A 15894-nucleotide genomic window follows, 5' to 3' on the forward strand; every position below is an offset into this window, starting at 1 on the left:
CCTTGATTAGCGTAGCAGCAGTAAATCTTTCTCTGCTGTCCATACATTGTCTTTAGTTCTTATTGTTAACCAATGCTACACCTGAAAAACCGCATCGGCAGTGTGGTACTGCTTTACAGCTTTCATATAGATAACACTTATTAAAATGCTATCTGTATGAACAACTTCTTTTATCTCCCCATGATTTAGGCAACCAAAACTCGTCCCCAAACGAGTCTCAGCGGCCACTCATTTAATCAAACCAGGAGTATTAAACTGTGAGTAACAGGAACTCACGTTCCCATGAACTGATCACACGGCGGTAATTCTCAAGATCGGCCTGCTTCACCGCGATATAACCGTTAGTGAAGATATCGCCCAAATATTCACGACAAGCCGAGCTTTCCGCCATTATTGCTAACGCCTCTTCAAGGGTTAATGGCAGTGCTGCGCCGCCGCGAGTTTCATTTGCACGGCCTTGAACAGGTGTAGAAGGTTTAACATCCTCCACCATGCCCATGTAGCCACATAACAGACTTGCTGCTATCGACAAATAGCTGTTGGCATCGGCACCGGCGATACGGTTTTCAATACGTAAGTTTTGTGGTGAAGACTCTGGAATACGCAGGCCACAAGTGCGGTTCTCTTCGCCCCACTCAAGGTTAACCGGAGCCGATGCACCAGGTAGGAAGCGGCGGAATGAGTTAACGTTTGGCGCAAACAATGGTAGTAACTCAGGAATGAATTTTTGTAGACCGCCAATATAGCTATAAAACAGCGGGCTCTTAGTACCATCCTCATTAGAAAAGATGTTTTTACCCGACTTTACATCGACAATACTTTGATGCAGATGCATTGCACTGCCGGGCTCGTTGGTCACGGGCTTAGCCATAAAGGTGGCGCAAACGTTATGTTTAAGCGCGGCTTCACGTAGGGTGCGCTTAAACACAAACACTTGATCAGCCAGAGAAAGTGCATCCCCGTGAGAGAAGTTAATCTCCATCTGCGCGGTGCCTTCTTCGTGGATCAAGGTGTCAATATCTAATCCCTGCTCTTCACACCAGTCATACATATCTTCAAATAAAGGATCGTATTCATTGGCAGCATCGATAGAAAAAGACTGACGGCCTGATTCTTGGCGGCCAGAACGACCAATAGGCGGAATAAGTGGCTGATCAGGATGTTCATTAATGCGTGTTAAATAGAATTCCATCTCTGGTGCAACCACAGGCTTCCAACCTTTATCTTCATAAAGTCTTAGCACTTTTTTGAGCAGGTTACGTGGTGACAATTCGATTGGATTACCCATCTTGTCATAGGTATCGTGGATCACCTGAGCCGTTGCTTCGATGGTCCATGGCAGCTTAAATACCGCGTCCTCATCAGGTACACAAACAAAGTCGATGTCGGCTTCATCAAGCAGCGCATCGTAGGATTCGTCATCTACATAGTCGCCCGTCACCGTTTGCAGTAACACACTCTCTGGAAGGCGCATGCCCTTTTCATCGATAAATTTTGCCACCGGGGCAATCTTGCCACGTGCGATACCTGTCATATCACAGACGACACACTCAACTTCGGTAATTTTTTGATCTTTTAAATAGCTGACTAACTTTTTCATAATTATTTTACTCTGCTTGCTGCACGGCGCTGGCATGCTTGATTAAAGGCTGCAAAAATTGCGGTATAGAAAGGGCTATCAAGCACTTTCCATTCAGGATGCCACTGCACACCTAGTGCAAAATTCTTTGCGTTTCTGACAGAAAAAGCTTCTATCAGACCATCGGTTGCAAATGCTTCTGGCCGCAACCCAACACCCAGGCGATCGACACCTTGGGTATGGACAGAGTTCACCTCTGCAGAGCTGCGGCCCCATGCATCGTGAAGCAGTCCCCCAGGTTCTATTTGAACCTCATGGGAAATCCCGTATTGCACCTCTACTGACTTGGTTTTATCTTCTCTGTGTTCAATAAAACCTCCCACCTCATGAAGTTTCTGGTGCAAGCTGCCACCAAACACGACATTCATCTCTTGGAAGCCACGACAGATTGCAAGCACAGGAACGCCAGCATCGATTGCCGCTTTTAATAGCGGTAAAGTTGTTGCATCGCGTTTGGGATCATGATGTGTTTCTTGATCGCTTGCAGGACCATTGAAATGATGTGGTTCAATATTTGAGGGGGAGCCTGTGAATAAAATCCCATCTAAACGTGGGAGAATGGTTTCTGCGGGGCAGTGCCCTAACGCAGGAATAACTAGTGGCCAAGCTTGTGTTGCATCCGCTATCGATAATAAATACTTCTCACCCACGATATTAAAGGGGTGCAAGCCTAACTGCTGATTACATGCAGTCACACCGACAACTGCGAGCCCTACTTCCGACATAAAACACCTTCAATCCTTTGTCTTCGTAATTTTTAGAATTATTTTGAATAGTTTTTATCTTGATTTACGAAATCTTGAATAATGAACAGTTACCACTCAAATGTTCATTTTTTCACACACTACACGGAATCAATTAACTAGGCAATAGCGAAGGTGAAAGGTTTGTTAAAAAAAACAAACAAACTTAAATGCACTATAAATATCAAAAGCTTAGAGTGAAGATGATTTATATAGCTTTATGTCAAAATGCATAATAATAAGTTTTTTATGCATTAAAAGCATAAACAACGAGTATGAGACAAGTCACAATCAAGCACAGCTGATGCTTAAAATTATTTACATAAGAGCATAAAAACAGCGTCGTATAGAACTGCCTAGCGGGTAATGTTATATAAAGGGAAAACTGCAGAATATTGATATAGATAACAAGCTAGCTACCGTTAAGAAAGTAAGACACTCTCCGGTAAGCTAGCTTTACAAAAAATAGAGGAAAAATACTAGAAATTTGCTGGTGTAGTCGCGCTAACAATCCGACAGGGTTCATCAAACGGGTTGCGGAAACGGTGGGGTAATTCACTATTAAAATAATAACTATCGCCTTCTTTTAACTCGAATACTTCCTCACCAACAGTCAACTCTAGACGTCCTTTGATGACCATTGCCGCCTCTTGACCTTCATGCTTAAGCATCTCAATGCCGGTATCCGATCCTGGCGGGTAGGTTTCGCTCATTACAGACATGGCACGATTGGGAAAATCTCGACCAATCAATTTAAAGTCCAACATGCCATCACCGATATCTAATAGCTCATCGCTACGATATACCACCTTCTGCTCGACCAATACGGTGTCTTCGATGGAAAAGAACTCCACTAAAGACATGGGCAAACCTGACAGCACTTTTTTGAGCGAACTGACCGAAGGACTAACACTGTTTTTCTCAATCATTGAGATAGTGCTGTTGGTCACTCCAGCGCGCTTAGCCAACTCTCGCTGGGATAAGCCCTTTTCTTTTCTCACCCGTTTAAGGTTTTCTCCGATATCCAAAATATTCCCCTAATTGAAGTAATCGTTCTTTGTCTCCAACAACATGCAGAGTCATACAAGGAGTCCTCGGCACGACTAGAGCCGCTTTTAACTAACAGCGTAATAAATTCTAGTAAGCGAGTTTGTATTCTACAGGAAAGCGTGTTAAAAATAACGAACATATGTAAATAATTTATTTATATAACTTAGAATATACCGTCAAAATTCCAACTTACAATAAAAACATATACTTGGAGATAAGATGTCAACTAGAAGCCCGGTGCACAGCGACCAATATCCCGCATCATATTACTTTGCATCAGCAAAAGAGCTACATCAATCACCACGTCTAGAAGAGGTCATTGATGTGGATGTGTGTGTGGTTGGCGGTGGGTTTAGTGGCATTAACACCGCCATCGAATTAGCACAAAAAGGGTTTAGTGTGGCACTGCTCGAGGCTAAACGCATTGGCTGGGGCGCTTCTGGCCGTAACGGCGGCGAGCTTATTCGTGGTATTGGTCATGATGTTAGCCAGTTTCAAAATATCATTGGCAGCGAAGGGGTAAAAGCCATCGAGCAGATGGGCTTCGAGGCTGTCGATATTGTCAGGCAACGAGTCGCTGAACACAATATCGACTGTAACTTACAAATGGGTTATTGCGACTTAGCAATTCGTCCTCGCCATATGAAAGAGCTTGAAGAAGATTTTGAACACTTGAATAAAATCGGCTACGGCCACAACATGACCTTACTCGACAAATCTCGCATCGGTGAGGTAATTGGCTCCGATTTCTATCAAGGCGCATTAGTGGATATGGCAAGTGGTCATCTTCACCCACTAAACTTAGCCTTAGGTGAGGCCAGAGTTGCCCGTAACTTAGGCGTTAAGATGTATGAATACAGTGCTGCGACAAAGATAATTAAGGGCGACAAACCCAAGGTAATGACTGAACACGGCGAAGTGAATTGTCAATACTTAGTCCTTGCTGGCAACGCCTACTTAGGCATAGATTTAGAAGAGAACATCGGCAGTAAAGTATTACCCGCAGGCACCTATATTTTAGCTACCGAGCCGCTAACCCAAGAGCAATGCGATGCTATCATTCCTAAAAATATGGCCTTTGCCGACTTAAGAGTCGACCTAGATTATTACCACCTCTCGGAAGATAATCGTCTACTATTTGGTGGCCTATGTACCTACTCAGGAAAAGATCCTAAAGACATTGAAGCCGCCCTCAGACCTAACCTTGAGAAGGTGTTTCCACAGCTAAAAGGCGTGCGTATCGATTATGAATGGGGCGGAATGATGGGCATCGGAGCTAACCGTTTACCGCAAATAGGTCGTCTGCCCGATGCCAAGAATATCTTTTATGCCCAAGCTTATGCAGGCCATGGCGTTAATGCCACCCATATGGCAGCAAAGCTAATCGCCGAGGCGATTACGACTCAAGCCGAACGTTTTGACGTGTTTGCCAAAGTCCCCCATATGACTTTCCCTGGCGGCCCGCACCTGCGCTCGCCCCTACTCGCGATGGGAATGCTGTACCATAGGTTTAAAGATATTTTTTAACAGCGTTTTAAAAGCGATAAACCACGAAGTGTTCACTCTGTTCACTACACTGAGGACACGAAGAAAAGAAAATATAAGGTTAGCTTTTCTTCGTATTCTTCAGGTCTTTCATGGCCTCTTCTAACCTGTCGAAGTCATCGTATTACCTCTGGGTAACGTCTTAACTTAATGCCATATCGACTGCAGACTCACAATGGATAGCTGTTGTATCGTAGAGAGGCACTTGGGTATCTTGTTGGCTAATCAATAATGCAATCTCGGTACAACCTAGAATGACCGCTTGGGCTCCTTGGGCATACAAATTATCAACGATATCCAGATATTGCTGCTTTGAATTAGCGTTAATTACCCCTCGGCATAATTCCTCATAAATAACCTGATGCACAACATTGCGCTCCTCTTCATTTGGAACTATCACATCTATACCAAACTGGTTTATTAGACGGCTTTTATAGAAATCTTGTTCCATGGTAAAACGAGTCCCTAACAGGCCGACCTTAGTCACCCCATTAGCTACCAGCTTTGCCGCCGTTGCATCGGCAATATGTAAGATGGGAATTGGAAGCAGAGCCTGGATCTCATCAGCCACTTTATGCATGGTATTCGTGCAAATTAATAGAAAATCGGCCCCCCCCGCTGCAACATTTTTAGCCGCATCAGACAAGATATTGGCAGTCTCTTGCCACTTACCAGCATGCTGTAACTTTTCAATTTCTGCGAAATCAACACTGTAGAGACTCACTTTTGCGGAGTGCAGACCACCGAGCCTTGCCTTTACACCTTCATTAACGGCCTTGTAATAACTCGCCGTAGACTCCCAACTCATACCACCTAACATGCCGATCGTTTTCATTTTTAGCGCCTCTATAATTGACTTTATTGGGAGAAACTGACTTTATAACTAGAAACTTACTTCTACTTTCCTGCCTGCAAACTACGATACGACCTATGTTCAAGTTGCTTCTCTGATAGCCCAAACTGAGCCGCTAAGCTCACAAGCTTTGTACGATAGGTATCTAAGATAGTTTCATCATCGGTCATGAAGAAAAACTCAGCAAAATCACTCATACCAGCTAAATACCACAGCGCAATATACCGTTAATTTTCAGATTTTTACCACCTGGATACTTACTTTATAACGAGAAACGGACTTCTACTTTGCTGCCTGCAAACTGCGATACGATCTATGCTCAAGTTGCTTCTCTGATAGCCCAAACTGAGCCGCTAAGCTCACAAGCTCTGTACGATAAGCATCTAACATAGTTTCATCATCGGTCATGATGGCAAATTCAGCAAAATCACCTAACCCTGCAAGATGGTCCACAGTGATATGAAACTTACCGACAAAGTAGATGCTACGCTGTTTCTTCATCTCTAAGCTCACTTCATAACCCATGTTTTTAAGCATACTTCTAGCATTATTGGCATCGGTAATATTGGTGGCTTCACAGCGATCGGCTTCAGGACCTTTTACTATCCATAGCTTAATTCCAGCAGGCTCACACTCTCGTATACAGACACTTTTATTCTGGGATAAAAGTGTCTGTTCTTTAGTGTCAAAGTAGCTATCTGACTCAATATTATCTTCAAACATCACTTGGTGAACTATCGAATTAAGTACAGCTAGGAAAGCTGGCTTAGAAGCCAAGCGGTACTTTAACTCAACTTCAAACTGCCCTTTGAAATGCTCATGACTCATGGGGTGTGGCTCGCGAATAATTTACTGGCACAAATAATATCTGCTTTCTATTAAGCGATTCGCGATAGAGTTAAAACTTTAAGCATTACTGAAGAGAATTAATAATTAATAACGGAACTATACCTTTAATACTATTACCAATACTCAGCTTTATTTAAGGCTGCCACACAGCGACAGCTACCGTTAATAGCCTGTAGTTGTTCGCCCTTTAGCGATTGAGCTATCCAACCTTCTGGGTAAGTCAAAGGCTGAGGTGCCTTAACCAAGTCTTCGCTAACAAGTTGAAAGCCCACTTTGGAATAGTAGTTTGGATCGCCATAGGTAAACACCAACTCTATACCTTTACTTCTTAACGTGTCTAAACCAAATTGAATTAACTTCTGACCTACGCCCTGACGCTGAAAACTTGGGTGAACCGCTACAGGCGACAAGATGAAGGCATCTATACGAGTTTCAAAGGTTAACCTTGAAAACATGATGCTACCCGCTAGCTTATCGCCCTCTGTCGCCACAAAAATATACAATTCATCACAATCTGTAGTCTTCATTAGCTCTGTGGTTAACTCACCAATGACCTTACCTTCATCTGCGCCTTCTGAAGCAGAAAACGTTTCATTGAAAAGCCCTGAGATCTCTTCAATATTATTTGTGTCGTACAATGAAAAATTCATATCTATTTACCTAACCGTCTTATTTATCAAAAACTACTAATCTAAAGCTTGTCATCGAAACTGAAAAATATATGTCTTTAGTCACTACACCTTTTTAGGACGAACATCTGATAGTCAAACTGCCCTAGCCTTTTCGCAGCTATTTCTAGCTCTCTGTTTACATCAGCTAATGCCTTTGAATTTCGCATAATCGGCTCGAGTTCATAGATGCGAGCTTGAAGCGGTTGGTAATAGCCATTCCACGCTTGTTCACTCAGTGGAAAGCTATCAATTAGCTCATAACCCGCCTGTTTAGCTTGTTTGATACGCTGCTCGACACTAACCATATCAGGGTACTCTTGCTGCCAAAAAGAGCGTAATTCATTGCTAGGATCATTCGTGCTCCAGACTAGATCACTCAATACTAAATAGCCTTGAGGTTTAATAAATCGCTTCCAATCTTTTAAGGCTTGTTCAGCCCCCATGATATAAGCACTACCCTCACACCAGATAACATCAAACTGATGTAACGCAAACGGCAACTCAATCATGCTTGCACAGACGATTTTCACTTTTTGAGTTAGTGTTAATGGCTGCAAGCTCTGTTGCAAGGCGTCCAAATTAGACTGGTCATTATCCAGTGCAGTGATAACAAAATCAGAATACTGAGCCAACACCCGAGTCGCCACGCCTTTGCCACAACCTATCTCTAGCAGTTCACCCGAGTTAAGCGAAGCAGCCTTGAGCGATTCTGTATTTAATAAACCAGCCTTGAGCGACTCTGTATTTAATAAACCAGCCTTGAGCGCATCACTGTTAAGTAAAACTGCCTTTAGTGCTGTTAATGAGTCAGTTTCTGCACCTGGACCTAATCTCGTTAATCCATCAAAGATCAGCTCAAAATCTGCCATATACTGCTCATGTTCATTCATATCTTTTGATAACCACTTTAATCTTAGCGCCTGCTTTTCATTGAAGCCCTGCTTGATCAACCACTGTAGATGCGCCTCAGGAGCCTGTTTTTCTGTCGCTTGATGCCACTCCCTCATCGAGCCCATACCAAGCATTGCACTGAGCAACTCTCTGGCCTGGTTTTTCTGGGCGATCTCATCATCTAATACCTTTAGGCGTTGCAGTAACAACTCTCTGTCGACGCGACTTTCTAAGCAAGCCTGACACTCTTTTAGAGTCAATCCACCCGCCTGTAGCTGCTGCAATAACTTCAGTTTCTGAAAGTCCTGTTCAGAGTAACTACGATAACCATTGGCTTGGCGCTTCGCCGAAATTAATCCCAGCTTCTCGTAATACAGTAAGGTCGAGCGGCTTAAGCCGACTTTATCTGCCAACTCAGAAATACGATACATGGGATTTTCCTCTCAAAATTTATGTATACGATAAACTATGAAGCATTAGACGGGTCAAGATTAATTCGCTCAAAATGCTGAAATAGTCCACCTTCTAACAACGTCTCAAACAACAAAAAGCCCCCTAGTCTGCACTAGGGGGCTTAGAATATTTCAATGAGTTATGATCGAGCTTGCCAAAAAGTGACTGTAGGCTTGTAAACTCAAGCCGTCAGCATTCACTCTGTCATAAGATTACTCAAGCACTAACCAAGTGGCCTTAATTTCGGTGTATTTATCAAACGCATGTAGCGACTTATCTCGGCCATTACCCGACTGCTTGTAACCGCCAAATGGTGCCGTCATATCGCCGCCATCATAATGATTAATCCACACCATGCCGCTACGAAGTGCCTTAGCTGTCTTATGAGCTTTATTGATATCCGATGTCCATACTCCAGCAGCTAAGCCATAGATAGTATCGTTAGCAATCTCAATCGCCTGCTGCATACCATCGAAAGTAATGACAGATAACACAGGGCCAAATATCTCTTCTTTGGCGATGGTCATCTTATTGTCTACATCAGAAAAAATAGTCGGCTCGATATACACGCCGCCAGTGTCTTGCATCACTTGCGAGCCACCATGATTTAAGGTGGCACCGTCATCGATCCCCGACTGTATATAGCCAAGCACATTATCTAGCTGTTGCTTATCAACAACGGCACCAGAAGTGGTATTAGGATCAAGCGGATGCCCCGGCGTCCAGCCCTTAAGCTCCTCGGCTATCAAGGCAATAAGCTCATCTTTAACACCAGATTCAACCAGTAGACGAGAGCCAGCTGTGCAGACTTCACCTTGGTTAAAGGCGATGGCACAGGCAGCAGCCTCGGCGGCTTTTTTCAGATCTGGCGCATCATTAAAGATAATATTCGGGCTCTTACCACCCGCCTCTAACCAGACGCGCTTCATGTTTGACTCGCCCGCGTAAATCATCAACTGCTTGGCTATCTTAGTCGAACCGGTAAAAACCAAGGTATCGACATCCATATGCAGCGCTAACGCCTTACCCACAGTATGACCAAATCCTGGCAGCACATTTAACACGCCGCTTGGAATGCCCGCTTCGATGGCAATTTGCGCCATACGAATCGCTGTTAACGGAGATTTCTCTGAAGGTTTAAGTACCACGCTGTTACCCGTAGCGAGTGCAGGCCCTAGCTTCCAGCATGCCATTAGCATAGGGAAGTTCCACGGCACTATCGCCGCAACCACGCCTACAGCTTCACGGGTGATCATGCCTATTTCATTATGCGCGGTCGGCGCTATCTCATCGTAAATTTTATCAATCGCCTCACCGGACCAACGAATAGCCCGAGCAGCACCTGCCACATCCACCGCCTTAGCGTATTGGATAGGTTTACCCATATCTAAGGTTTCTAGTAAGGCTAGCTCGTCGGCATTTTGATCCAGCAAGTCAGCAAAACGTATCATCACTTGCTTACGCTTAACCGGCGCAAGATTTGCCCACACACCACTTGCAAAAGTTTCTTTAGCATTTTGAACCGCAATATTGGCATCAGCCTCGTCACAACTGGCGACTTTAGCCAACAGCTTGCCATCAATCGGGCTGATACAGTCAAAGGTTTGCTTCGACTGTGCATCGAGGTACTCGCCCGCAATAAAGGCGGAGCCGTTTATCGACATAGAATCTGCTAACGCTTGCCACTGACTGCGGCTTTCTGGTGTGCTCATGATGACCTCTTAACACTGAATATAATAATTAGAATGACGGTTAATGTGCTCAAGCCGCCATGATAGGCGAGTTAGCACAAAAAGGTGTGGCTAAAGATTACGCCCTTTAGCATCATAATTTCAATATATTTTACAAAAACTTCATTTTTGCTACAAATAAATGCACAAAAAGCTTTCATGTTCATTATTTCTGACATAGCATGGAATATATCGACCGCTTGCCTAAAAAAGCAACAGATAAAAACAATAATTAAACTGAATCAAGGTAGATGATATGGCAGATCCACAGATGCACAATCAAAGCGATGCGCAGTCATTAGAACATTACTGGATGCCGTTTACGGCAAATAGGCAGTTTAAGTCGAGCCCTAGAATGCTCGCCCATGCCGAAGGTATGTACTATAAAGATGTCGCAGGTCGCCCCATATTAGACGGTACAGCAGGTTTGTGGTGCTGTAACGCCGGACACGGACGTAAAGAGATCTCCGAAGCGGTCAGTAAACAGATCCACGAAATGGACTACGCTCCCTCTTTTCAGATGGGTCACCCTTTAGCATTTGAGCTCGCTGAACGCTTAGCTCAAATCAGCCCTAAGGGCCTCAACAAAGCCTTTTTTACTAACTCAGGCTCAGAATCAGTCGACAGTGCACTAAAGATTGCACTGACTTATCACCGCGCGAATGGTGAAGCAACTCGCACCCGTTTTATTGGTCGTGAGCTTGGTTATCACGGTGTGGGCTTTGGCGGTATTTCTGTTGGCGGTATTGGTAATAACCGCAAGACATTTAACCAGCAATTACTGCAAGGTGTAGACCACCTACCTCATACATTAGATATGAAAGGCAATGCCTTTTGTCGTGGCATGCCTAAAACCGGTGCAGAAAAAGCCGAAGTGCTTGAGCAGCTAGTTGCCCTGCACGGTGCAGAAAACATCGCGGCGGTGATAGTCGAGCCAATGTCAGGCTCAGCTGGGGTTATCTTGCCACCAGAAGGTTATTTACAAAAGCTACGTGAGATCACCACAAAACACGGCATTTTACTGATCTTTGATGAAGTCATTACCGCATTTGGCCGTGTCGGCGACGCATTTGCTAGCCAACGTTGGGGCGTAGTTCCCGATATGATCACCACCGCAAAGGCCCTTAATAATGGCGCAATCCCAATGGGAGCCGTGCTGGTCGATGACAATATCTATGATACCTGTATGCAAGGACCTGAAAATGCTATTGAGCTGTTTCACGGTTATACCTATTCGGGTCATCCAGTTGCTGCAGCGGCGGCAATTGCCACTCTCAACATCTATGATAATGAAAAACTATTTGAGCGCACTAAAGAGCTTGAAGGTTACTTCGAAGATGCGGTGCATAGCCTTAAAGGCTTGCCGAATGTGATTGATATTCGCAACACAGGTCTTGTTGGCGGTATTCAATTTTCACCTAGCGAAAAAGGCGTGGGTAAACGTGGCTTCGGTATATTCGAACACTGCTTCGAAGCCGGTACCTTAGTCCGCGCTACCGGCGATATTATCGCAATCTCGCCACCGTTAATTGTCGACAAACAACAGATTGATCAGATCGTTAATACCCTTAGCGATGCGATTAAAGCTGTCGGTTAATCTCTGTACCTATTGCACTTCCCCCCGCGATAGCGGCATTGATGCAATAGGCAAAACCATTACTTATAAACACAAATGACTGCCTTTTGGGCAGTGATAATTAGGATTTTGCGTTATGCACAACATTAACCATTACATTAACGGCGGCCACTCGGCACCAAGCCAGCGTACTCAAGCTTTTTTCGAACCCGCTACAGGCGAGCAGCGTGGCACAGTCTCTCTTGCCAGTGCAGCAGAAGTCGCAGGCGTGATTGAACTGGCTAAGAAGGCCCACGAATCATGGTCTAAAGTCACACCGCTTAACCGCTCTCGCGTACTGTTTAAGTTTAAAGCTTTGGTTGAAGCCAATATTGATGAGCTTGCAGAGCTTATCACCCGTGAGCACGGCAAAGTACTTGACGATGCAAAAGGCGAAATCATTCGCGGCCTTGAAGTTGTCGAGTTTGCCTGTGGTATTCCCCATCTACTAAAAGGCGAACATACCGAGCAGGTCGGTGGCGGCGTCGATGCTTGGACTCTTAACCAGTCTTTAGGTGTTGTTGCAGGTATTGCACCGTTTAACTTCCCAGTAATGGTGCCTATGTGGATGTTCCCAATTGCGATTGCCTGCGGTAACAGCTTCATCATGAAGCCATCGGAAAAAGATCCAAGCTCAGTTATGCGTATGGCAGAGCTACTCACTGAAGCAGGCTTGCCAAAGGGCGTATTTAACGTGGTTAACGGTGACAAAGAAGCCGTTGATACGCTACTGACACACAAAGATGTACAGGCGGTGAGCTTTGTCGGTTCAACCCCAATTGCCGAGTACATCTATTCAACCGCATCGGCTCATGGCAAACGAGTACAGGCGCTGGGCGGCGCGAAGAATCATATGTTATTGATGCCAGATGCCGATCTTGATCAAGCCGTTGGTGCCTTAATGGGCGCAGCGTACGGTAGTGCTGGCGAACGCTGTATGGCGATATCGGTAGTATTAGCCGTTGGTGAGTCTGGTGATGCATTAGTTGAAAAACTGCTGCCACAAATCAAGGCGCTTAAAGTGGGTAATGGCGTCACTCCAGAAATGGATATGGGACCACTTATCTCGGCTCAGCATCTAGAAAAAGTCAGTAATTATGTTGAAACTGGCGTAGCAGAAGGAGCGCAGCTACTTGCCGATGGCCGACAACTCTCTGTTACCGATCATGAGCAAGGTTACTTCTTAGGTGGCTGCCTGTTTGACCATGTAACTCCAGAGATGACTATCTACAAAGAAGAGATCTTCGGCCCGGTGCTCGCTATCGTGCGGGTAAAAGATTACAGCGAAGCGTTGCAACTTATTAACGATCATGAATTTGGTAATGGCACCGCCATCTTTACCCAAAGTGGTGAGGCTGCACGCCATTTCTGCCACAACGTACAAGTGGGCATGGTAGGCGTGAATGTGCCAATCCCTGTGCCTATGGCATTTCATAGCTTTGGCGGCTGGAAGCGTTCACTGTTTGGTCCACTGCATATGCACGGCCCTGATGGCGTGCGTTTCTATACCAAACGTAAGGCGATTACCGCTCGTTGGCCGCAATCGAGTAATAACAATGCGGCTGGCACTAAGGCCGAGTTTGTAATGCCAACAATGAAGTAAATTTTATAAGGCGCGGCTAGACCGCGCTTTTTTCGTTTAGCTTTACTAGCGCTAACTAAACAGTGAAATGGAAGCACTAATGATTCAACACATAGATTCAATCCTGAACTTTGCCAAGCTCAACACTGCTATCGAGCGATACAAACTCGAAGCTGAAAAAGTGCTAGCTGGTGATCCAGCACAAGAGTTGCAAAACCACTACTCAAGCGATTGCGAACAGTTCCACGCTGGTGTTTGGCAAGGCGATGTAGGCAGTTGGAAGGTTGCCTATAGCGAACATGAATATTGTGAGATTTTATCGGGATCAAGCAAAGTCACCGATAACAATGGTCACAGCATAACGGTGAAAACGGGTGACAGGTTTGTCATTCCAGCAGGGTTTGAAGGCACCTGGGAGGTGCTAGATAACTGCCGTAAGGTATATGTAATTTTCGAAGCGAACGCGCAGTAAGCGTTAGGAAGTTACTTATCAGCCATGAGGTCGTAGCAATCAGCTGCTGTTTGGCAAAACCAAAAGATGCTTAGCACCAAACTCCCGTAAGGGGTTGGTATAACACTTAAAATAAAGCATCTCAGTCAACATAGTAAAATGGAGAAACTACCGTGTATAAAAAACTCAATAAAAAACGGATTGCCCAGGTTGTCGGTCTATCACTTTCTACAGCGCTATTTGCCCCTCTTGCTCAAGCGGAGTTCTCTGGTGAGATAAGTGCCACTAACGATTACCGCTTCCGCGGTGTATCACAAACAGCAGGCGACTTTGCTGTTCAAGGTGGCTTAGATTACAGCATGGAAAATGGTCTTTTCTTTGGTGCTTGGGCCAGTAATGTAGATAAAGATAGTTATGATGCCGATGTAGAGATTGATGTTTATGCGGGTTATTGGGGAGCATTTGGCGCCGATGAAGAGTGGGAATATGACGTTACGCTGACCTACTACACCTATCCAGGGCAAGATGAAAATACCGGTTATTTAGAAGCCAATGTGGGTCTTTACTATGGTGGTTTCCACCTTGCACAGTGGTACACAAATGACTACGCCAATGCAGATGTTTCGCTGAACTACACCGAGCTTAACTACTCCTATGAGATCTTCGAGAACTGGAGCATCGATGCACATGCGGGCTATAGCTACGGTGACGGTGCCGATTACGATTGGGGTGAGGACTATGTCGATTACTCTATCGGGATCTCTACTGAACTTGGCGGTGTAGGCCTGTCTCTAGCTTGGTTAGATACTAACTTAAGCGATGATAATATCATCGACTCGAAAGAGCCATGGAGAAATGATGGCACTGTGCTTGCGACCGTAAGCTATGCTTTTTAAGCTAAATATTAAACGTTACTCAGTAGATGCTAAGCAAGTGATACTGGCCTAGACAGTTTTCTTGCCAATAAAAAACCGCCTTCTGGCGGTTTTTTTCATTCATTAACTTTGCTTCATAGCGTTACTTCAATTGAGTCATGCGTTGAAACTATTCATTAGTCATGCGTTGAAACTCCTCATGACTCAAATGTTCAGCAACTTGGCGCCAACGGCCGCTTAAGTTTTTATGCTGTTCGCGACGTTCAGGGAAAATATCCGAGAGTTGTTCGATAAGTTGTGCTTGTTGCTCACAGAGCTCAAGCCAGCGGTCAAAATTTGATATTTTCATGGTGTTATCCTTAACTTGTTTTATAAGCCGATAAGTCCTTTGGCTAGCATTCACTCCCAGCTCACTCCTTATTCACTCCCTATTCAATCTAGCACAAATTACAAATCTAGCGATTCTGCGGCATGGCGCACTTTAAAATTGCTTTGAGCAGGCGTATCTTAGCTATAGGTCGTTAACAGAAAGAAAAGGAAAGCGCATGACCCCAACCCTACTTAAAATTATTTTTATCGCCATCGCCGTTTTTATCATCTACAAACTGATATTTAGTGGCAAGAAGGGCCTGACTATATTTGAGATGCATTTTAAAGATGGCCGACTCACATCCCACAAGGGTAAGATCCCTGAGAAGTTTGCCAAAGACTGCCGTGCGATTGCTAAGTCAGATAAATTAACTTGTACGGTTAGAGCTGAAAAACTAAATGGGGTACGCCTTCATATTTCGGCTAATGTCAGTGATGCTCTGACACAGCGCATTCGAAATGTATTCCCATTTGAGTATTACGATAAGAAGAAGGTTGATAACAGCCGTAAAGCATCGTAATCACTGTAACGACTTTTCAGTTCAAGGCCTAATAAGGCTTTGAACTGACTCATTTTA

General features: G+C 44.6%; 16 protein-coding genes. 6 read left to right on the forward strand and 10 right to left on the reverse strand.

Annotated elements, in window-relative coordinates; translation table 11 throughout:
* Nucleotides 1-250: 250 nt before the first annotated feature.
* The 3 genes from K5Q73_RS08195 to K5Q73_RS08205 form a co-directional block, all read right to left on the reverse strand.
* Entirely contained in the window at nt 251-1600 is a 1350-nt protein-coding gene (locus K5Q73_RS08195) for a glutamine synthetase family protein (RefSeq protein WP_220761252.1), read from the reverse strand.
* Nucleotides 1601-1602: 2 nt separating this feature from the next.
* Nucleotides 1603-2364, reverse strand: a complete 762-nt coding sequence (locus K5Q73_RS08200; protein WP_220761250.1) for a gamma-glutamyl-gamma-aminobutyrate hydrolase family protein — start codon at nt 2362-2364, stop codon at nt 1603-1605.
* Nucleotides 2365-2861: 497 nt separating this feature from the next.
* Nucleotides 2862-3410: a cupin domain-containing protein gene (locus K5Q73_RS08205; RefSeq protein ID WP_220761248.1), complete on the reverse strand. Its 549-nt coding sequence runs from the start codon at nt 3408-3410 to the stop codon at nt 2862-2864.
* 241 nt (nt 3411-3651) lie between these two features.
* On the opposite strand from K5Q73_RS08205, the gene K5Q73_RS08210 reads away from it, so the two are divergent.
* On the forward strand, nt 3652-4959 hold the full coding sequence (locus K5Q73_RS08210) for an FAD-binding oxidoreductase (RefSeq protein WP_220761246.1): 1308 nt from the start codon (nt 3652-3654) through the stop codon (nt 4957-4959).
* A gap of 160 nt (nt 4960-5119) precedes the next feature.
* On the opposite strand, the gene K5Q73_RS08215 is transcribed toward K5Q73_RS08210, so the two are convergent.
* The 6 genes from K5Q73_RS08215 to K5Q73_RS08240 form a co-directional block, all read right to left on the reverse strand.
* A complete protein-coding gene (locus K5Q73_RS08215) occupies nt 5120-5812 on the reverse strand; it encodes an aspartate/glutamate racemase family protein (RefSeq protein ID WP_220761244.1) in 693 nt (230 codons plus the stop codon).
* A 62-nt stretch (nt 5813-5874) separates the two neighbouring features.
* A complete protein-coding gene (locus K5Q73_RS08220; protein WP_220761242.1) occupies nt 5875-6027 on the reverse strand; it encodes a hypothetical protein in 153 nt (50 codons plus the stop codon).
* 85 nt (nt 6028-6112) lie between these two features.
* Nucleotides 6113-6658 carry a class IV adenylate cyclase gene (gene cyaB, locus K5Q73_RS08225; protein WP_220761240.1) on the reverse strand — a complete coding sequence of 182 codons (546 nt, stop codon included), beginning with the start codon at nt 6656-6658 and terminating at the stop codon, nt 6113-6115.
* 134 nt (nt 6659-6792) lie between these two features.
* Nucleotides 6793-7329, reverse strand: coding sequence for a GNAT family N-acetyltransferase (locus K5Q73_RS08230; RefSeq protein WP_220761238.1), 537 nt, complete (start codon nt 7327-7329; stop codon nt 6793-6795).
* A 77-nt stretch (nt 7330-7406) separates the two neighbouring features.
* Nucleotides 7407-8672 (reverse strand): MerR family transcriptional regulator, encoded by a 1266-nt coding sequence (locus K5Q73_RS08235; protein ID WP_220761237.1) that lies wholly within the window; start codon nt 8670-8672, stop codon nt 7407-7409.
* A 234-nt stretch (nt 8673-8906) separates the two neighbouring features.
* Nucleotides 8907-10406, reverse strand: a complete 1500-nt coding sequence (locus K5Q73_RS08240; protein WP_220761235.1) for an aldehyde dehydrogenase — start codon at nt 10404-10406, stop codon at nt 8907-8909.
* 274 nt (nt 10407-10680) lie between these two features.
* Here K5Q73_RS08240 and K5Q73_RS08245 point away from each other — a divergent pair, with 274 nt between their 5' ends.
* The 4 genes from K5Q73_RS08245 to K5Q73_RS08260 all read left to right on the forward strand — a co-directional run bounded on the left by K5Q73_RS08245 (nt 10681) and on the right by K5Q73_RS08260 (nt 14968).
* Complete coding sequence (locus tag K5Q73_RS08245) at nt 10681-12021, forward strand: aspartate aminotransferase family protein (RefSeq protein ID WP_220761233.1); 1341 nt, start codon at nt 10681-10683, stop codon at nt 12019-12021.
* A 115-nt stretch (nt 12022-12136) separates the two neighbouring features.
* A complete protein-coding gene (locus K5Q73_RS08250; protein ID WP_220761231.1) occupies nt 12137-13642 on the forward strand; it encodes a CoA-acylating methylmalonate-semialdehyde dehydrogenase in 1506 nt (501 codons plus the stop codon).
* Nucleotides 13643-13721: 79 nt separating this feature from the next.
* Nucleotides 13722-14093, forward strand: a complete 372-nt coding sequence (locus K5Q73_RS08255; RefSeq protein ID WP_220761230.1) for a cupin domain-containing protein — start codon at nt 13722-13724, stop codon at nt 14091-14093.
* Nucleotides 14094-14245: 152 nt separating this feature from the next.
* On the forward strand, nt 14246-14968 hold the full coding sequence (locus K5Q73_RS08260) for a TorF family putative porin (protein WP_220761228.1): 723 nt from the start codon (nt 14246-14248) through the stop codon (nt 14966-14968).
* A 148-nt stretch (nt 14969-15116) separates the two neighbouring features.
* Here the strand turns inward: K5Q73_RS08260 and K5Q73_RS08265 are convergent, their stop codons facing one another.
* The gene (locus K5Q73_RS08265) at nt 15117-15296 is read right to left on the reverse strand and encodes a hypothetical protein (protein ID WP_220761226.1); all 180 of its coding nucleotides are present in this window, start codon (nt 15294-15296) and stop codon (nt 15117-15119) included.
* A 196-nt stretch (nt 15297-15492) separates the two neighbouring features.
* Between K5Q73_RS08265 and K5Q73_RS08270 the strand changes: the two genes are divergently transcribed.
* Nucleotides 15493-15837 carry a DUF3634 family protein gene (locus K5Q73_RS08270; RefSeq protein ID WP_220761224.1) on the forward strand — a complete coding sequence of 115 codons (345 nt, stop codon included), beginning with the start codon at nt 15493-15495 and terminating at the stop codon, nt 15835-15837.
* Nucleotides 15838-15894: the final 57 nt, after the last annotated feature.

The sequence above is a fragment of the Shewanella sp. MBTL60-112-B2 genome (genome assembly GCF_019655055.1).
Classification (GTDB): Bacteria; Pseudomonadota; Gammaproteobacteria; order Enterobacterales; family Shewanellaceae; genus Shewanella.